The organism is Pseudomonas sp. FP215 (assembly GCF_030687795.1).
In the GTDB taxonomy this organism is placed as follows: domain Bacteria; phylum Pseudomonadota; class Gammaproteobacteria; order Pseudomonadales; family Pseudomonadaceae; genus Aquipseudomonas; species Aquipseudomonas salmasensis.
The window spans coordinates 4954021-4972800 of sequence record NZ_CP117447.1 but is presented as its reverse complement, the minus strand read 5'-3'; the positions used below and the strand labels follow the sequence as shown (position 1 = coordinate 4972800).

Sequence of the window (18780 nt, the reverse complement as noted above, 5' to 3'; positions counted from 1 at the left end):
CAATAAGCCGTCACTTCGTTACTCAGGCGGCGCAGGGTGGTACGCCGCCTGGGGTGTTCGGTCAGAAGCTGATCGGTGCGTCGTAAGCCTTGACCGCAAACCCGTACACCGTGGCCGGTTGCAGCCTGACCGTCTTGGCCTGGCTGCTGCTGGCCGGCACGCTCAAGGCTTCGCCGGGCAGCACATACGTACGCGGCAGCAGGGCCTTGCCGTCGCCTGGCAGCAGTAACAACTCCTGCGCCAGACGCACCACGTACGGCGTGTCGTTGCGCACCTGCAACTGGCCGTCGCGCAGTGTCCAGGTCAGGTCGGTCCAGGGCGTGCGGTTGGGCGCCAGGCCCTTGGGGTGCACGATCACCGGCAGGTTCTGGCGCACGGTCACGCCCACGCGGGCATGCCCGGCGGCGGTGGCGGCGCGGCCCTGGGGCATACCTTCGAACACCGCGCGTTTAAGCCGCTGGGTCAGTAACGGTTGCTGGTTTTGCAGAATGAAACGCACCAGCTGGGATTTGGACGCTTCGACGCGTGACAGCGGCGGTGTCACCACCAGCAGCGGTTCGGTGTCTTCCGGAATGTCCTGCAAGGTCACATGCAACAGGGCGAGTTGGCTGTCGGTGTTGGTCACCGACACGGCCGCTTCGCCTTCGGCCTCGTGCACGATCACCACGGAGGTGTCCGGGACCATGCCGTCGGCTTTAACCTGGTTGCCGAGCATCAAGAGCAAGGCAATCAGGCCGACAGCGGTGTTTGAGAATGTCGTCGTCATGACGGGTTTCCATTAGCCAATAAAGAGGGGCGGTCAGAGGTAGCGCAGGTCCAGGACGATGGCGCCGTCGAGCGGGACTTCCTGGTCCAGGGTCAGGTACTGGGAAAAGTTGATGGCGGTGCTCACCTGAAGCTGGACGGTCAGTTGGCCGATGAAGTCCGGTTGGCGGTCGCCGACTGGCGCAAAGGCCATGTACGTGCGGGGGTAGGCATTGGGCTCCTGGGACCAGGTTTCACCGTTGTCGCTGGACGCCATTACCTGCATGGCCTGCGCATCGCCCACCGCGTTGCGATAGGCCAACGCCACAGAACCCAGGCGCTCTTCGGGGACGTGGATATTCCTGCCCAGCCCGTAGAAATAATCCGGGGCCGACGAGGAGTCGGCGCGCTCGTCAATGCCCACCAACGCAAACAGCATGGGCCTGGCGCACTGCACACGCAGGTCGAGCGTCTGGATGGGTAGCACGGTGAACTCGTCGGCGTTGAGGCTGTGAGCAGGAATCTTGCCGTGATCGACGGTGCCGTCATGGGTCAGCTCGATATGGCAGGCGTCCGGGGTGACCCGGCCGGTAACCGTAAGGTCGACAGCCGACGCTGCGTGGGCATCGGTCATCGCGGCCAGGCCAAGCACCATGACCATATTTCGCCCCCATGCCATCAGCACGGGCAACGCCAGACGCCGCCCATGCCTGCCACTATTCAAGGACGGGGCGGCCATGGGTCAGAGGTACTTCACTTCAAGGGTGGCGGAGCCGTCGATGGTGACTTCGTTGCTGAGGTCCAGGCCGGCAGTGCCCATGATGAAGGTCTGTACTTGCAGATCGACCAGCAGGTCTTTGACCGCCAGCGGCTGGCTGTCGTCGTCCATTGCGGCGACCGACATGTACAGGCCCGGATCCCAGAACGTTTCTTTAAACCAGGTATTGCCTTGGTCGTTCGATGCAATGGGTTGCACCACTACGCCATCCTCGGCAATCGGGTTGGCAAGCGTGAGGCTATATCCACCTAATTTCTGGGTATCGTTGACAAAGCCCAGGCCGTAATTCGACGTGATACCTGAAGAGGCGCGGTTATCGATCGAGTGCACGGCGAACTGGATCGCAGCGTCGCAATTGACCGCCATGACCAGGGTATGGTTGCCGATAACTGTCGGGTTGTCCGGGTTCAGATCCTTGGCGGAGATCTTGCCATGGTCGATCACGCCCCCACCTGACAGGCTCGGCGTACAGGCGCTGGGCACGATCAGGCCTTTGACAGTCAGGTCCACGCTGGAGGCGGCGAAGGTGGCGGCCGAGTGGAGCAGCAGGGCGCTGGCGGCCAGGGTGGTCAATCGGGTTTTCATCGGGAGGCTCCTTAGAGGTAATTGACTTGCACAGTGGCGTGGCCGTCGATGGGCACTTCGTCGGTCAGCGTCAGGTTGCTGGCGGGGGCGATGTGGGTAATCAAGCGTATTTCGGCGTCCAGTTCCTGGATCGCAATCGGCGCCAGGCCGTCGCTGTCGGCGACGGCCGTCAACAAGGTGTGGCTGAGCATCACCGAGGGGATCCAGGTCACGCCGCCATCCCGGGAGGTGATGGTGCGTACCGGTATTCCATCGGCCACCGGGCTATACAGGCCAAGCCCGGCATCGCCGACTTTTTCATCACTGGGCGTCATCCCCAGGCCGTGCCAGCTGAAGTGGCTGGCGGCAGTGCCCGCACGGTTGTCGATGGTGTTCAGGGTGAAAATGGTCGGCCCTTCGCAACGCACACTCAGCAGCAGGGTTTCCCTGGGCAGGTCGGTGTAGGTGTCGGCATTGAGGTCTTTGACCGACACCTTGCCGAAGTCGACGGTGCCGCCGCCGGAGACCACGGGCGCGCAGGCGCTGGGGGTGATGACCCCTTTGACCGTCAGGTCCTGGCTACTGGCGGCCCATACCGGGCCGGCGCCGATCAGCAACAATGTCGCGGTGAGGGTGGTGAGGGGGCTAACCATGGGTCACGTCCTGTGGGTGGGTTGGCGGTTACAGGTATTTCACTTCAAGGGTGGCGGAGCCGTTGATCGGCACTTCTGTGCTCAGGTCCATGCCGGCAGTGGGAGCGATGAGGGTGTGCACCATCAGGTCTGCCGTGACCTGCTGGACCGGGGAGGGTGCCCAACTGCCGGAGGAGCGATCGCCAAACGAAGCGTGGGAGGTAACCGGCCAGGCGTCACCTGGGTAACTTTCATGCCAGGTGAGACCGTTATCCACAGATTCAATCGTGGAGATCACCGCGTCGTCAGCCATAGCATTACTTAGCGCCAGTAGGTATTCGCCCAATTTCTTGTCGCCGACCAAACCCAAGCCATAGCTGTTTCGTGAGTCAAACGCGTTACCGATATTATCGATGCCCTTTAGAGCCAACAGGGTTGGCGCATCACAGGTAATCGCCAGTTGCAGGGTGTGGTTGTCCAGCATTGTCCAGTGGTCGAGCTTCAAATCCTTGGCTGCGACTTTGCCGTGGTCGACGAGGCCGCCGCTGGAAAGGCTGGGCGCACAGGCGCTGGGCGTGATCAGGCCCTTGACGGTCAGGTCTATGCTGCTGGCGGCGCACACAGCGTTGGACAGGGCGAGCAGCAGGGCACCGCCCAGCAGGGGCATGCAGGTTTTCATGTGGGAGGCGTCCATTTACAGGTACTTGACTTCAAAGGTCGCGGAACCGTCGATCGCGACTTCGTCGGTCAATGTCAGGTCTTTTGCGGGGTTAATCGTCGCTTCGAGCGTGACATCCATGACCGCGTCCTTGATAGGGTGAGGCGCCCAACCGCTGTCGCCCCGACTGCCCAGCGCCACCAGTACGTGGGGGCCAATGACTTCGTCAGACAGCAGCGTCACCCAGAACCCGTCAGCGTTGTACATGGCCAACAGGGTGGAGGGGGTTTCGGCCACCGGGTTGGTGAACGCCAGCAGATACCGCCCCAGCTTCTGGTTTTCGTTGGTCATGCCCAGGCCAAAGTAAAACCTGTTAACCGCAGAGCCGGCTCGATTGTCGATGGGCTGGATGGCAAACAGCGTTGCTGCATCGCAGTTCACGCTCAGTGGCACGGTCTTGCGTTCAAGCAAGGTACCGGTGTCGATATTCAGGTCTTTTGCCGCGATTTTTCCGAAGTCGATATCACCTGGCAGGCTCGGTGTACAAGCGCTGGGCGTGATCAATCCTTTGACACTTAGGTCGACGCTGCTGGCGGCAAACACCGAGGATGTCATGGCGAGCAGCAGGGCACCGCTCAACAGGGATACAGGGGTTTTCATTTCCAATTGTTCCATTGCAGTCTGGCAGATAGAGACGCGTACAGGTCAGCGCTCAGCCCTGTGTGGGCGAGTGGTTGGCGTGGTGGCGTTCTCACTGTTTTTTTGCGTTGCCGGGAAGTGGCAAGCCGTCCCTCTTTTGGGGTGGGCACAATTTAGCGAGGGGGCTTTGAGGGGGAAATACAACTAATACGACATTGGCGGGTTGGGCTGTAAACGCGGTGCGGGACGGTAGATTTTCGCGGCGTTTTTCGTAGTTGTTGTATCGGCGTAAGGCCATTCAAAAGGTTATAGGTTGAAAGCCGATAACAATCAAAAGGGTGCGCCTGGCATTGCTGTATCAGTGCCCTGGATGGCTGCCGAATTAATCACCACGAAGAGGTACTGATGGGTTCGCCAGGAGGTTCAACCGCAGGAGCGAGCCGGACAGTCAAACCGCCTTTTTCTCCCCCGCCTCATTGGCAGGACTTGAATGTTCTGGTCGTGGAGGATCATTCAGCCTATCGCCTGTTGCTGGGTTGGTTGTTGCAAAAACTGGGGCTCGGACACGCGTTGGCCACCGATGGCTTTATGGGATTGGACGCCTTTACCAACCGGCCCTTCGACCTGGTGATCAGTGATTGCCGGATGCCCTTCATGGACGGTTACAGCATGGCCCGTGCGATTCGCCAGCATGAGCGCAAGCACGGGTTGAAGCGGGTGCCCATCATTGCCTTGACCGCCAACCTGCAAAACGACAGCCCCCAACGTTGCTGCAAGGCCGGCATGGATGCCTGGCTGCTCAAACCCCTGACCCTTGAACAACTGCACGCCGTGCTGGTGCGCTGGTTACCAGGCGGGGAAGGCCGTTCTGTCGAGCCATACGCTGCTGCTGCGGTGGCGAACTGGCCCACCCGTGCCACGCTTGTGAGCACGTTTGGCAGCGACCTGGTCGTCGACCAAATGCTGGAAACCCTGTTGATGGAGGCCTGGGAAGACCAGCGGGTGTTACGTCATGCCCGTGTGACGTTGAACGCGCCATTGACCGCCGAGCGCCTGCATCGGCTGGTGGGCAGCCTGGTATTTCTGGGCGGCACGGGGTTGGAATCCAGTGCCGTGAGCTTGATCGAACAGGTCCAGGCCGAGGGTGTCGCTACGCATAAGGCGCAACTGGAAGTGTTTGAAGCACGGCTGTGCGCTTATCTGGAGTATCTGTCTGAGTTGTGAAGAATGCTGTTGCAGAGCGTTTTACCTGGTCGTTGGTCTAAGTTTGGCTGTAGGTATTTTCCTATTGTGTTGTAGTCCAAAAAACAGCCGCTACTGAACATTGGGTTCGGCCGCAAGCGCCTCTTTGTTAGCAGTTGTTGATGATCGCAGGCAGAGGTATTTTGCGCGGATTCAAGTTGCCATCATTCGTGGGTGCCTATGCTTCGAGTAATTATTGCTGACGATCACCCTATTGTCCGGGTCGGACAGAAAGTTGTGATCGAGGCGAATGGCAAGTGCAAAGTGGTCGGTGAGGCCGACGGTCCCGATCAGTTACTCGACGTGCTCAGTCGCACGCCGTGCGACGTACTGGTCACGGACTTCGCCATGCCAGGCGGCCAGCAGGCCGATGGCTACTGCTTGTTGGGCCTGTTGCAGCGCCAGTATCCGCAGTTGCCGGTGGTACTGGTCACCATGTTCGCCAACGTCGCCACGTTACGCGCAGCCTTTGCCCACGGCGCCAGGGCAGTGGTCGCCAAAAGTGCTTCGGCCAAGGAGTTGCCCTTGGCGATCAAGGCGGTGTGTGCTGGCCAGACCTTCGCCAGTGAATGCCTGCGGGTACAACTGGTGGAAGCCGGCACTGGCGATCAATCCCAGGAGCCGCAGTTGTCCGGCAAGGAACGCGAAGTGGTGCGCATGCTGGCCAGCGGCATGACCGTCAGCCAAATTGCAGCCCAGGTCAACCGCAGCATCTCCACCATCAGCAAGCAAAAAAGCACGGCGATGCAGCGCCTGAGTATTTCCACCGACGTTGATTTGTTCGCCTATGCCCGCAGTACCGGGATAGCGCCGTAGCGCGCTTATTTGCGTGGCGAATGACAGTAGCCATGACGGCCTGGGCGGCTTATCGTGCGCCTACTCTTTTGACGCCTGCGGAGCCTGCCCATGAGTGATGCCCATAATGCCCTGATCAGCCAGTTCTACAGCGCCTTCCAGCGTCTGGATGCCGAGGCCATGGTCGCCTGCTACAGCGATGACGTGGTGTTCAGCGACCCGGCCTTTGGCGAACTGCGAGGCCGTGACGCAGGGGACATGTGGCGCATGCTCACCACCCGTGCCAAGGATTTTTCGTTGACCTTCGACCAAGTGCGCAGCGACGAGCGCACCGGCAGTGCGCATTGGGTAGCCACCTACCTGTTCAGTGCAACCGGCAATACGGTGGTCAACGATATCCAGGCGCGTTTTGTGTTGCGCGACGGCAAGATCTGCGAGCACCACGACCACTTCGACCTGTGGCGCTGGTCGCGCCAGGCGTTGGGCACCAAGGGCCTGCTGTTGGGCTGGACGCCGCTGGTACGCAACGCCGTGCGCGCCCAGGCGAACAAAGGCCTGAAGGCATTCCAGGCCAGTCGTTGATAAACTGCGCGCCCCTTTGCCTTGCCGAATTTGACCGTGAGTACGCCTGAACCCAAGCCTTGGTATGTCTACCTGGTGCGCGCCGCCAATGGCGCGCTGTATTGCGGCATCAGCAACGACCCGGTACGCCGGTTCGCTTCGCACCAAAGCGGCAAGGGCGCGCGGTTTTTTCTGTCCAGCCCGGCAGTGGCGCTGGTGTACACCGAGCAGTGTGCGAGCAAGGGGGAGGCGTTGCGTCAGGAACGCCTGATCAAAAAGTTGAAGAAGAGCGCCAAGGAATGCCTGGCCGCAAATGGCTCATCACTCTGACTGATAGGTTCCCATCACGCAGTCAGGACCGTTTGCGCGGTAATCTGCTCGCTCACTCGCCAAGCGGAAACCCGTATGTCTGAGCTCATCCTGCACCATTACCCGACCTCACCCTTTGCGGAAAAAGCGCGGCTGTTGCTGGGCTTCAAAGGCCTATCCTGGCATTCCGTACACATCTCGCCGGTGATGCCCAAGCCCGACTTGACGGCCTTGACCGGCGGTTACCGCAAAACTCCGGTGCTGCAGGTGGGAGCGGATATCTATTGCGACACCGCCCTGATCGCTCGCCGCCTGGAGCAGGAAAAGTCCTCGCCGGCCCTGTTTCCGCTGGGCCAGGAAATGATCACCCAGACCTTCGCCACCTGGGCCGACAGCGTGGTGTTCGCCCATGCCGTCAGCCTGGTGTTCCAGCCCGAGTCGGTGGCGGTGCGCTTTGGCAAGTTACCGCCGGAGGCCATCAAGGCCTTTATCGCTGACCGCGCCGCGCTGTTCAGTGGCGGCACGGCGAGCAAGCTCCCGGCTGAACTGGCCAAGCATCAATGGCCGGCGATCATGGCGCGGTTGGAGCAACAGCTGCAGCGGGAGTCCGGCGACTTCCTGTTCGGCGCGCCGTCGATTGCCGACTTTGCCTTGGCCCACTCGCTGTGGTTCCTCAAGGCCACGCCTGTCACCGCGCCTTTGGTGGATGCTTACCCGGCTGTGCTGGCCTGGCTGGGGCGCGTGCTGGGTTTTGGTCATGGAACCGCCAGTCAGATGACCGCGGAGCAGGCTTTGGATATCGCCCGCAATGCTACACCGGCACCTTTGCCGGATGAGGTGTTCGAGGATTTGAACGGCTTTAAGGTGGGTCAGGAGGTGACCATTGCGGCTATCGACTATGGTGTTGATCCGGTGGCCGGGGAGTTGCTGTTCGCTGGGCGTGAAGAGCTGATCCTGCGTCGCACGGATGAGCGTGGTGGTACGGTGCATGTGCATTTTCCGCGCTGGGGGTTTCGTATCCAGGGCATAGGTGCCTGAAGGGTGGACGAATCACCCCTGTAGGCACTAAGTGGCCAGTGTGGGAGCTGGCTTGCCTGCGATGGCGGCCTGACAGTCAACACAGTTGGACCGTGTACATATCCATTGCTGCGGTAACGGCCACTTGGGGTTCCGCCCTGACGGCGGCTCACTTTTGAAAAGCGCAAAAGTAAGCAAAACGCTCTTGCCCCACCACTCGGCACCTCGCTTAGGCTCGGTGTGCCCGTAATCCGCCAGTGATTTGGGGGGCCGCCGCCACGCGCCATCCATGGCGCGGGGCGGCTAAACCGGCATCCCTGCCGGTTTACCCCCCAAATCCCTGTCGAATTCCGGCCAGCGTGGTTTGACGGGGCGCCTAAGATCAAGATCAAGAGCGGCTCGCTTCGCATCGTGGTTACCGTCTGCTGCTACAGCCCAGAAAGTGATGTAGATACCTATGCTGTGATAACGGTGGGACCCAGATGCAGTAAATAAAAAATAATTGCCAGCAGAGGTGAGGTAAATCGCCGGCCCATTCGTGTAGTGCATGAAACTGCGATCAATTCGCATTAACAGCGTTTTCTACATGGGTGCTCACAGCATGAAATCGACGGCGGGCGGTTGGGTCAAACAGTGGCTGGGAGCCTCGGTATTCACGGTGTCTGGGTTGGCCTTGCTGCCCCTGGCGATGGCGCAGGCGCAGGAGCAGCACAGCGCCCAGTTCAATTTTGCCCTGGCGGCCAAGCCGTTGCCCCAGGCGTTGAGCGATTTCAGCCGGGTTACCGGGATCAGTGTGATCTACACCGATGAAGCGCCCTACGGCATCAACGCCCCGGCGGTCAGTGGGCAGATGAGCGCGAGCCAGGCCCTGCAACGTCTGCTGGGCCGTTCCGGCTTCACCTTTCGACAGATCGACGCCCGTACTCTGGCGCTGGAACCGGTGCCCACCGATGGCGCGGTCAATCTGGGCGCTACCACCATCAGCGGCATCGACTTGACCCAAGCCAGCACCAGCTACCAGCCACCGCCCACCAGTTCGGTGATGCGCTCCCGTGGCTTGCTGCTGGAAACCCCGCAAACCGTGAATGTGGTGCCCGCCCAAGTACTGCGCGATCAACAGCCGCGTAACCTGGATGACGCCCTGGGCAATATCAGTGGTATTACCCAGTCCAACACCCTCGGCAGCACCCAGGACGCGGTGATGCTGCGTGGCTTTGGCGACAACCGTAATGGCTCGATCATGAAAGACGGCATGCCGGTGGTGCAGGGCCGGGCGTTGAACGCCACCGCTGATCGTGTCGAAGTGCTCAAGGGGCCGTCGTCGCTGCTGTACGGCATCCAGGACCCGGGCGGCGTGGTCAATATCGTCAGCAAAAAGCCTGAGCTGGTGCAGTCCACGGCTCTGACTGCGCGTGGTTCAACCTTCGGCAGCGGCAAAAACGGCAGCGGCGGCAACCTCGACACCACCGGGCCCCTCGGTGACAGCGGCTTGGCCTATCGTCTGATCGTCGATCATGAAGACGAAGACTACTGGCGCAACTACGGTACCCATCGCGAGACGCTGGTGGCGCCGTCCCTGGCCTGGTACGGCGATACCACCCAGGTGGTTGTCGCCTATGAACACCGCGAGTTTCTCTCGCCCTTTGACCGTGGCACGGCTATCGACCCCAAGACCCGCCACGCGCTGAACATCCCCGCGACCCGCCGCCTGGATGAGCCGTTCAACAATATGGAAGGGCGCTCCGACCTGTATCGCCTGACCGTCGACCACGACCTGAATGACGACTGGAAAGCCCACTTCGGCTACAGCTGGAACCGCGAAACCTACGACGCCAGCCAGGTGCGGGTGGTCAAGGTCAACCCCAACGGCACCCTGACCCGCAGCATGGACGGCACCCAGGGCGCGCTGACCACCGACCGTTTCGCAACCGCAAGCCTTGAAGGCAAGCTAAATGTGGCGGGTATGCAACACGACCTGGTATTCGGCCTGGACGACGAGTACCGCAAAATCTACCGTGCCGACCTGATCCGCCAGGCACCACGCGGTGTCTTCAATTACAACGATCCGGTGTACGGCAACGAAGTGGCGGGCTCCAACGTCAGCGCGCCGGACAGTAACCAGACGGACCTGCTGCGCAGCGACTCGCTGTTCTTCCAGGATGCGATTCATCTCAACGACCAGTGGATTCTGGTCGGTGGGGCTCGCTATCAAATGTACGATCAATACGCCGGCAAAGGCGTGCCGTTCACCGCCAACACCGATGGCAACGGCCAGAAATGGGTGCCGCGGGCCGGGCTGGTGTACCGCTACACCGATGAACTGTCGTTCTACGGCAGCTACACCGAGTCGTTCAAACCCAACTCCACCATCGCGCCGCTGGCCAACAAAACCGTGCTGGATGGCAGCCTCGACCCTGAAGAATCCAAGGCCTGGGAGCTGGGCACCAAGTTCGACCTGCCGGGGCGTATCACCGCCAGTGCGGCCTTGTTCAACATCGACAAACGCAACGTGCTGGTCCAGGTGGGCGAGGGGCTAACCTCGGTCTACAGCGTGGCGGGCAAGGTGCGCTCCCGTGGCCTGGAGCTGGATGCCAGCGGGCAATTGACCGACAAGTGGAGCCTGATCGGCAGCTATGCCTACACCGATGCCGAGGTCACCGACGACCCGACGCTCAAAGGCAAGCGCCTGCAGAACGTGGCGAAAAACACCGGCTCGCTGTCGGCGGTGTATGACTTCGGCACTATTCTGGGTGGCGATCAACTACGGGTCGGCGCCGGTGCGCGCTATGTGGGCGAGCGGGCCGGAGATGCGGCCAACAGTTTTGAGCTGCCGAGCTATACCGTGGCGGATGTATTTGCCAGCTACGACACGCAACTTGATGGGCAGAAGGTCAAGTTTCAGCTCAATGTGAAGAACCTGTTCGACCGCACCTATTACACCTCTTCGGTGAATACGCAGTTCGTGTCCATTGGCGATGCGCGGCAGGTGTCGGTTTCAAGCACGTTGACCTTCTGATTCATTTTATAGGTGGCTGGCTTGCCTGCGATGGCCATAGGTTTCTACACATCTTTGGTGTGACGCTGGACCTGTGGCGAGGGAGCTTGCTCCCGTGACGGACTGACGGCCGACGCTGATCTAACTGACACACCACGATCCAAATGTGGGAGCTGGCTTGCCTGCGAAGACGGCCTAACAGTCAACACAGCTGGACCAGGTACATATCCGTTATTTAGGTAACGGCCACTTAGGGTTCCGCCCTGACGGCGGCTCACTTTTGAAAAGCGCAAAAGTAAGCAAAACGCTCTTGCCCCACCACTCGGCACCTCGCTTAGGCTCGGTGTGCCCGAACGCAGGCTTGAATCCGTGGGCCGCCGCCACGCGCCATCCATGGCGCGGGGCGGCTAACCCGGCGTCCTGCCGGGTTACCCACGAATTCAAGCCTGCGTTCGGCCAGCGTGGTTTAACGGGGCGCCTGAGATCAAGATCAAAAGCAGATCAAGAGCGGCTCGCTTCGCATCGTGGTTAGCGTCTGCTGTTACAACCCACAAAGTTGTGTAGATACCTAGGCTGTGATGGCATCCACTGGGTTTGCTTGATACACCGAGTTGCCTGCATCGCAGGCAAGCCAGCTCCCACAGGAAAGCGGTCGCCACATTGATAGCGAGCTGTTAGCGTTGCCGCCATTGCAGGCTTATGGAAAACGCTACTGATGCACTTTGGAAAATGGTTTCACACCAGCACCCTGCTGGTCGGCTTGAGTTTTTTACTGGGCGGCTGCGCCAGCGTCTCCCAAACCTCCACCCCGGCAACCCTGGATAAGCTGTTGAGCGACCCGGCGCTGCAAGGCGCCACGGTCTCGCTGATGGTACGTGACGCCCGCACGGGCACCACGCTGTATCAGCACAACCCACGCACTCGGCTGGTGCCCGCGTCCAACCTCAAGCTGTTGACCACGGCGGCGGCCATGGATGTGTTGGGGCCGCACTACCGCTTCGCCACCCAATTGCTGAGCAATGGCATACGCCAGGGCGACCGGCTGACTGGCAACCTGTACCTGCGTGGCTTGGGCGACCCGAGTATTCAGTTTGCCGACTACCAGGCGCTCGCCGCGCAGTTGGCCAGCCAGGGCGTGCGCCAGGTGCAGGGTGACCTGGTGTTCGACGACACCTGGTTCGATGCCGAGCGCTTGGGCGTGGACTGGTCCCATGATGATGAAACCACCTACTACGGCGCGCAGATTTCAGCGTTGACCGTGGCGCCCAATGCCGACTTTGATGCCGGCAGCGTGCTGGTCACCGCCAAGGCGCCGTTGCGCGTCGGCTCGCCGGTCGGCGTGGAGATCTACCCGCCCACCGATTACCTGCAACTGAATAACCGCGCCGTCAGCGGGCCGGGTAACAGCTATGGGATCAACCGTCGCCATGGCACCAACCTGCTGCAGCTCAGCGGCGCGGTGGCGCCGGGCCGGCAGAGTCAGCAATTGATCAGCGTGTGGGAGCCGACGCAACTGGTGGCCAACCTGTTTGAGCAAGCCTTGGCGCAGCAGGGCATCAAGGTGCTGGGGCGTCGGGTGATGGGCGGGGCGAGTCCTGCTGGGGTAGCGGTGCTGGCTGAACACCAATCGGCGCCGTTGCAGGAACTGATCGTGCCGCTGCTCAAGCTCTCGAACAACGCCATGTCCGAAGCCTTGCTCAAGGCCATGGGTCGCCAGACGGCCAACAATGGCACGGCGGCGGCGGGCGCCGTGGCGGTGGCCGGCTTCCTCCAGCGCCAGGGGCTGGACACCAGCGCTTTGAGCCAAGTGGACGGCTCCGGCCTGTCGCGGCGTAACCTGGTGTCGTCGCAAACCCTCACCGACCTGCTGCTGGCGGCCAGCAAACAACCCTGGTTCGACGCCTGGTACAACGCGCTGCCGGTTGCCGGCAATGCCGACCGCATGACCGGCGGCAGCCTGGGTTACCGCCTGCGCGGCACGGCTGCGGAAAATAACCTGCATGCCAAGACCGGCTCCATGGCCGGCGTGTCGTCATTGAGTGGTTACATCACCGATGCTCACGGGCGCAAGCTGGTGTTCGCGATGTTGACCAACAACTATGTGGTCGCTGGCGCGCAGGTAAAAGCCGTGGAAAACCGCGTCGCCCTGGCCCTGTCCCGCAGCGAAGATTGATTCAGGGCTGATAGCCCATGCGCCAACTCACGGCCCGGGTCGCCGCCAGCAAGCGCTGCGCCGCCGGGCCATCTTCATCGGCATGGAACAGTGAGGTCGGGCCGACCACGGTCATCACCGCCGCCACGTGCCCGACCGCATTGAACACCGGCGCTGATAATGCATCCACGCCAGGCATCAGCAGCCCATGCACAAAGTGCAGGCCGCGGCTGCGGATTTGCTCGCACACGCTGGCATAGGCCTGATCGTTCGCCAAGGTGTGGGCGGTGCCGGCTTGAACCTCGCGCTCGCGCAGTTCCACGGTTTCCCGCGACGGCAGGTAGGCGCTGAACACCAGCCCGGTGGACGAGCTGAGCAGCGGTAATACCGAGCCCAATTGCGTCACCACGGTGACGGCACGCACCGCTGGCTCGATGTGCACCACCGTCGCGCCCTGATTGCCCCATACCGCCAGAAAGCAGGTTTCATTCAATTCATCGCGCAGCTCGGCCAGGGGCAGGGCGCCGACTTTCAACACATCCAGGCTGCCCAGCGCCGCCAACCCCACGCGTAACGCTTCGCGGCCCAGGCCGTAATGGTTGGTGGCGCTGTTCTGTTCGGCAAAACCCGAAGCGATCAGGGCCTGCAAATAGCGGTGCACCTTGCTCGCCGGCATCTGCACATGTTCGGCCAGGCGTGACAACGAGGTGGCCGGGGACAGTTCGGCCAGGGCCTTGAGGATATCGGTGCCGACTTCCGCCGAGCGGACTTTCTGTTTACCGGTGTCGCGGGGCTTTTCCATGGAAGGGCGAGAATCCGAGAGATGAATGGGCGTCTTTATAGCTTGACGGTCGAGAGTGATCAAATTACGTTATGCGTAACTGGATTACGATAAATACAACTGACCCTTAGAGGACGATCCATGAACCTCGAATACCTGTCGGGCTTCGGCAATGAGTTCGCCAGCGAAGCCTTGCCCGGCGCGCTGCCGGTCGGCCAGAACTCGCCGCAAAAAGCCCCTTACGGGCTCTATACCGAGCTGTTTTCCGGCACCGCCTTCACCATGGCTCGCAGCGAAGCCCGTCGCACCTGGCTGTACCGCATCCAGCCGTCGGCCAACCACCCGGCATTCGCCAAGCTTGCGCGGCAATTGGCCGGTGGCCCGTTGGGCGCGGTGACGCCGAACCGCTTGCGCTGGAACCCGTTGGACATCCCGAGTGAACCGACGGACTTTATCGACGGCCTGGTGGGCATGGTCGCCAATGCGGGGGCAGAGAAACCTTCGGGCATCAGCATCTATAACTACCGCGCCAACCGCTCCATGGAGCGCGTGTTCTTCAATGCCGACGGCGAACTGCTGATCGTCCCCGAGCAGGGCCGCCTGCGCATCGCCACCGAGTTGGGTGTGCTGGACGTCGAGCCGCTGGAAATCGTGGTGCTGCCCCGTGGTCTCAAGTTCCGTGTCGAACTGCTGGACGCGCAAGCTCGCGGCTACGTCGCTGAGAACCACGGCGCCCCGCTGCGCCTGCCCGACCTGGGCCCTATCGGCAGCAACGGCCTGGCCAACCCGCGCGACTTTCTTACGCCGGTTGCCCACTACGAAGACCTCAAGCAACCGACCACGCTGGTACAGAAGTTCCTCGGTGAGCTGTGGGGCTGCGAGCTGGACCACTCACCGCTCAACGTGGTCGCCTGGCACGGCAACAATGTGCCGTACAAATATGACCTGCGCCGTTTCAACACCATCGGCACGGTGAGTTTCGATCACCCGGACCCGTCGATCTTCACGGTATTGACCTCGCCTACCAGCGTGCACGGCCTGGCCAACCTCGACTTCGTGATTTTCCCGCCACGCTGGATGGTGGCCGAGAACACCTTCCGTCCGCCTTGGTTCCACCGCAACCTGATGAACGAATACATGGGCCTGATCCAGGGCGCCTACGACGCCAAGGCCGAAGGCTTCCTGCCGGGCGGCGCATCGCTGCACAGTTGCATGAGCGCCCACGGCCCGGATGGCGAGACCTGCACCAAGGCCATCAACGCCGACCTGGCGCCGCACAAGATCGATAACACCATGGCGTTCATGTTCGAGACCAGCCAAGTGCTGCGCCCGACCCAGTTCGCACTGGAATGCCCGCAACTGCAACCTGCTTACGACGCGTGCTGGGCCGCGCTGCCCGCCACCTTCAACCCGAACCGGAGATAACCCATGACTCAACCAACGCAGACCCGCAGCTGGGTATCCTCGGCCAATGGTCACGCGGATTTCCCCCTGCAGAACTTGCCCCTGGGCGTGTTCAGTATCAATGGCTCGGCACCGCGCAGTGGCGTGGCGATTGGCGATGCGATTCTCGACTTGCACGCCGCGCTGGACGCGTTTGAAGGTGAAGCTCGGCGCGCCGTTGAAGCCACTGCGGGCGGGCAGTTGAACGGGTTTTTCGAGCTGGGCCGTGGCCCCCGCGTTGCCCTGCGCGAGCGCCTGCTGGAACTGCTGGCCGAAGGCAGCGAGCTGCAAGCCCGTGAGGCGCAAGTGCTGCACCGTGCCGCCGATTGCCAGATGCACTTGCCGGCCAAGATCAATGACTACACCGACTTCTACGTCGGCATCGAGCACGCGCAAAACGTCGGCAAATTGTTCCGCCCCGATAACCCGCTGCTGCCGAACTACAAGTACGTGCCCATTGGCTACCACGGCCGTGCCTCCACCATTCGTCCCTCGGGTACAGAGGTGCGACGCCCTAAAGGCCAGACCCTCCCGGCCGGCCAGACCGAGCCGACCTTTGGCCCCTGCGCGCGCCTGGACTATGAGTTGGAGCTGGGCATCTGGATCGGCCAGGGCAATGCCATGGGCGATGCGATTGCCATTGGCGATGCCGCCGAGCATATCGCCGGTTTCTGCTTGCTCAACGACTGGTCGGCGCGGGACATCCAGGCTTGGGAATATCAGCCGCTGGGGCCGTTTTTGTCGAAAAGCTTTATCACCAGCATCTCGCCGTGGGTGGTGACTGCCGAAGCTTTAGAACCTTTCCGCAAGGCCCAGCCGCCGCGCCCCGAGGGTGATCCGCAACCGCTGCCTTACCTGCTGGACAAGCGTGATCAGAACGCGGGCGCCTTTGATATCGAACTGGAAGTGCTGCTCACCACGGCCTCGATGCGTGAACAAAACCTGCCCGCCCATCGCCTGACCCTGAGCAACACCGAGCATATGTACTGGACCGTGGCGCAAATGGTGGCGCACCACAGCGTCAACGGCTGCCAGTTGCAGGCCGGTGACCTGTTTGGTTCGGGCACGTTGTCTGGCCCGCAGCCGGGGCAGTTCGGCAGCCTGTTGGAGATTACCGAAGGCGGTAAAAAGCCGATTGAATTGGCTTGCGGTGAGGTGCGTAAATTCCTTGAGGATGGCGACGAAATCATCCTGCGTGCCCGTTGCAGCCGCGAGGGCTTTGCCTCCATCGGCTTCGGCGAATGCCGCGGCACCGTGGTCGCGGCGCGCTGAGAGGGCAGGGCCATGGAACTCTATACCTACTACCGCTCTACTGCGTCGTATCGAGTACGTATTGCCCTGGCCCTCAAAGGCCTGGATTTCACCGCGCTGCCGGTCAACCTGCTGGTGCCGGCCGGCGGCGCCAACCGCCAGCCTGACTACCTGGCGATCAACCCCCAAGGGCGCGTGCCGGCGTTGCGTAGCGATGAAGGGGCGTTGTTGATCCAGTCACAGGCGATCATCGAGTACCTGGAAGAGCGTTATCCACAGGTGCCACTGCTCGCCAAGGACTTGGTCGCCAGGGCCCATGAGCGGGCGGTGGCGTCGATCATCGCCTGTGATATCCACCCGTTGCATAACTCCAGCACCCAGAACTTGCTGCGCAAGTGGGGGCACGACGAGGCGCAATTGCTGGAGTGGATCGGGCATTGGATCAGCCAGGGCCTGGGCGCGGTGGAGCAGTTGATTGGCGACACCGGGTTTTGCTTTGGCGAACAACCGGGCCTGGCCGATGCGTTTCTGATCCCGCAGTTGTACGCGGCCGAGCGTTTCAAGGTGCCCTTGGCGGCATACCCACGCATCGGGCGGGTGGCGGCGTTGGCGGCCCAACATCCGGCCTTCATGCAGGCACACCCCGCCAATCAACCTGACACCCCCTGAACCACCTTTAATGATCGTTCCCACGCTCTGCGTGGGAACGCCTCATGTGACGCTCCGCGTCACGGTTCTAAAAACGGACGCGGAGCGTCCAGGGCTGTATTCCCACGCAGAGCGTGGGAACCATCATAAAAAAAACAGGTACCTTGCGATGCACAATCAGATTGCCAGCTTTCGCGCGGCACTCGACGCCCGTCCGGTGTCGCGCTATCAATGGTTGATTCTCCTGCTGCTGGCACTGCTACTGGTCACCGATGGCTATGACGCCCAGGTGCTGGGCTATGTAGTGCCGGCGCTGGCCCAGGACTGGGGCCTGGACAAATCCGCGTTCGGGCCCGTGTTCAGCGCCAACCTGCTGGGCCTCACCCTCGGCTCGCTGTTGGTGACACCGCTGGCGGATCGGTTTGGTGTGCGACGCATTCTGCTGGCGTGCGTGCTGATCTACGCCAGCCTCACGGTATTGATGGTGTTCGCCAATTCCCTGACCACGTTGATGGCGGCGCGATTTATCTGCGGGATCGGCATGGGCGGTGCGATGCCCAGTGCCATGGCGTTGATGTCGGAGTATTCGCCACCACGCCTGCGCACCTTGATGGTGACGCTGGCCGCCTGTGGCTTTTCGTTCGGCGGCGCGGCGGGTGGCTTTGTGGCGGCCGGGTTTATCGACAGTTTTGGCTGGCAGGCGGTGTTCCTGGCGGGCGGTGTGACGCCGTTGCTGCTGTTCCCGTTTCTGGTATGGCTGTTGCCCGAATCCTTGCCGCGTCTGTTGCGCGATGCGCCGCCCTATCTGCGTTTGCGCAGAGTCACGGCGCGGATGCTGCCCGACTGGCAGCCACCGCCCGCGACCGAAGCGGAAAGCTTGAAGGAGCAAGGCAGCAAACTGACGGTGGTGGAGCTGTTTCGCAACGGCTACGCGCGCCCGACGCTGCTGATCTGGGCGACTTTCTTTGTCAGCCTGATCCTGCTGTATTTCATGATCAGCTGGCTGCCTTCGCTATTGCTCGAAAGCGGCCTGGCGTTGAACGAAGCCAACCTGGTCACCTCCATGTTCCTGTTCGCCGGCACCTTGGGCGCCATTCTCATGGCCTGGTTTGCCGACCGCCTGAAAAGCAAAGTACGGTTGCTGTCCGGCGTGTTGGCGGCGGCAGCGTTGTGCACCATCTTGCTGGGCTTGAACCACGACAACCCACGCTACCTGGTGGCCTGCGTGTTCGCTGCCGGGTTCTGCATCATCGGCGGGCAACTGACCCTCAATGCCTTCGCGAGCAACTTCTACCCGGCGCACGTGCGCGCCACCGGCACGGGCTGGGCGTTGGGGGTGGGGCGATTCGGGTCGATTCTGGGGCCGCTGTTTGGCAGCCTGTTGCTGGCGATGCATATACCGGTCGAGCAGATTTTCTTCTTCTGCGCGATTCCGGCGGTGATTGCAGCGTTGTTGATTATTCAAGTGCGGGCGCCGGGAGCTAACACGCTGCACAGCGACGTTCTCAAACCCTCACTGTAGGAGCGAGCTTGCTCGCTAAGCACGTCAACGATAATGCGGGCATCCTGGT

At 61.6% G+C, this 18780-nt stretch carries 18 protein-coding genes; 11 read left to right on the top strand and 7 right to left on the bottom strand.

Translation table 11 applies throughout. The features are described from left to right. Positions 1 to 61: 61 nt before the first annotated feature. From PSH76_RS22530 to PSH76_RS22505, 6 genes are read right to left on the bottom strand one after another with little or no spacing between them, the layout of a single operon-like run. Positions 62 to 766: a fimbria/pilus chaperone family protein gene (locus PSH76_RS22530; protein WP_305492953.1), complete on the bottom strand. Its 705-nt coding sequence runs from the start codon at positions 764 to 766 to the stop codon at positions 62 to 64. A gap of 33 nt (positions 767 to 799) precedes the next feature. After that, complete coding sequence (locus tag PSH76_RS22525) at positions 800 to 1483, bottom strand: DUF1120 domain-containing protein (RefSeq protein WP_305492952.1); 684 nt, start codon at positions 1481 to 1483, stop codon at positions 800 to 802. Between the two features lie 3 nt (positions 1484 to 1486). Next, positions 1487 to 2107, bottom strand: coding sequence for a DUF1120 domain-containing protein (locus PSH76_RS22520; protein WP_138761341.1), 621 nt, complete (start codon positions 2105 to 2107; stop codon positions 1487 to 1489). A gap of 11 nt (positions 2108 to 2118) precedes the next feature. Then, on the bottom strand, positions 2119 to 2739 hold the full coding sequence (locus PSH76_RS22515; RefSeq protein ID WP_305492951.1) for a DUF1120 domain-containing protein: 621 nt from the start codon (positions 2737 to 2739) through the stop codon (positions 2119 to 2121). A gap of 28 nt (positions 2740 to 2767) precedes the next feature. Next, on the bottom strand, positions 2768 to 3412 hold the full coding sequence (locus PSH76_RS22510) for a DUF1120 domain-containing protein (RefSeq protein WP_305492950.1): 645 nt from the start codon (positions 3410 to 3412) through the stop codon (positions 2768 to 2770). Beyond that, positions 3413 to 4036 (bottom strand): DUF1120 domain-containing protein, encoded by a 624-nt coding sequence (locus PSH76_RS22505; RefSeq protein WP_278916058.1) that lies wholly within the window; start codon positions 4034 to 4036, stop codon positions 3413 to 3415. A gap of 384 nt (positions 4037 to 4420) precedes the next feature. Here PSH76_RS22505 and PSH76_RS22500 point away from each other — a divergent pair, with 384 nt between their 5' ends. From PSH76_RS22500 to dacB, 7 genes are all read left to right on the top strand, one after another. Next, entirely contained in the window at positions 4421 to 5239 is an 819-nt protein-coding gene (locus PSH76_RS22500) for a response regulator (protein WP_305492949.1), read from the top strand. 198 nt (positions 5240 to 5437) lie between these two features. Next, positions 5438 to 6073, top strand: a complete 636-nt coding sequence (locus PSH76_RS22495; protein WP_032893444.1) for a response regulator transcription factor — start codon at positions 5438 to 5440, stop codon at positions 6071 to 6073. A gap of 90 nt (positions 6074 to 6163) precedes the next feature. Further along, positions 6164 to 6634 carry a nuclear transport factor 2 family protein gene (locus PSH76_RS22490; RefSeq protein ID WP_003188784.1) on the top strand — a complete coding sequence of 157 codons (471 nt, stop codon included), beginning with the start codon at positions 6164 to 6166 and terminating at the stop codon, positions 6632 to 6634. A gap of 36 nt (positions 6635 to 6670) precedes the next feature. After that, positions 6671 to 6943: a GIY-YIG nuclease family protein gene (locus PSH76_RS22485; RefSeq protein WP_032897605.1), complete on the top strand. Its 273-nt coding sequence runs from the start codon at positions 6671 to 6673 to the stop codon at positions 6941 to 6943. A gap of 75 nt (positions 6944 to 7018) precedes the next feature. Then, positions 7019 to 7960 carry a glutathione S-transferase family protein gene (locus tag PSH76_RS22480; protein WP_032893443.1) on the top strand — a complete coding sequence of 314 codons (942 nt, stop codon included), beginning with the start codon at positions 7019 to 7021 and terminating at the stop codon, positions 7958 to 7960. Between the two features lie 580 nt (positions 7961 to 8540). Then, positions 8541 to 10955, top strand: a complete 2415-nt coding sequence (locus PSH76_RS22475; RefSeq protein WP_305492948.1) for a TonB-dependent receptor — start codon at positions 8541 to 8543, stop codon at positions 10953 to 10955. 694 nt (positions 10956 to 11649) lie between these two features. Continuing rightward, positions 11650 to 13107 carry a D-alanyl-D-alanine carboxypeptidase/D-alanyl-D-alanine-endopeptidase gene (dacB, locus tag PSH76_RS22470; RefSeq protein WP_305492947.1) on the top strand — a complete coding sequence of 486 codons (1458 nt, stop codon included), beginning with the start codon at positions 11650 to 11652 and terminating at the stop codon, positions 13105 to 13107. Between the two features lies 1 nt (position 13108). On the opposite strand, the gene PSH76_RS22465 is transcribed toward dacB, so the two are convergent. Continuing rightward, the gene (locus PSH76_RS22465) at positions 13109 to 13888 is read right to left on the bottom strand and encodes an IclR family transcriptional regulator (RefSeq protein ID WP_305492946.1); all 780 of its coding nucleotides are present in this window, start codon (positions 13886 to 13888) and stop codon (positions 13109 to 13111) included. 120 nt (positions 13889 to 14008) lie between these two features. On the opposite strand from PSH76_RS22465, the gene hmgA reads away from it, so the two are divergent. The 4 genes from hmgA (at position 14009) to PSH76_RS22445 (ending at position 18731) form a co-directional block, all read left to right on the top strand. Further along, positions 14009 to 15292: a homogentisate 1,2-dioxygenase gene (gene hmgA, locus PSH76_RS22460; protein ID WP_186608536.1), complete on the top strand. Its 1284-nt coding sequence runs from the start codon at positions 14009 to 14011 to the stop codon at positions 15290 to 15292. A 3-nt stretch (positions 15293 to 15295) separates the two neighbouring features. Continuing rightward, positions 15296 to 16582 (top strand): fumarylacetoacetase, encoded by a 1287-nt coding sequence (fahA, locus tag PSH76_RS22455; RefSeq protein WP_305492945.1) that lies wholly within the window; start codon positions 15296 to 15298, stop codon positions 16580 to 16582. Between the two features lie 12 nt (positions 16583 to 16594). Further along, positions 16595 to 17230, top strand: a complete 636-nt coding sequence (gene maiA, locus PSH76_RS22450) for a maleylacetoacetate isomerase (protein ID WP_138761350.1) — start codon at positions 16595 to 16597, stop codon at positions 17228 to 17230. Positions 17231 to 17378: 148 nt separating this feature from the next. After that, the gene (locus tag PSH76_RS22445) at positions 17379 to 18731 is read left to right on the top strand and encodes an aromatic acid/H+ symport family MFS transporter (RefSeq protein WP_305492944.1); all 1353 of its coding nucleotides are present in this window, start codon (positions 17379 to 17381) and stop codon (positions 18729 to 18731) included. The last annotated feature ends 49 nt before the right edge of the window (positions 18732 to 18780 follow it).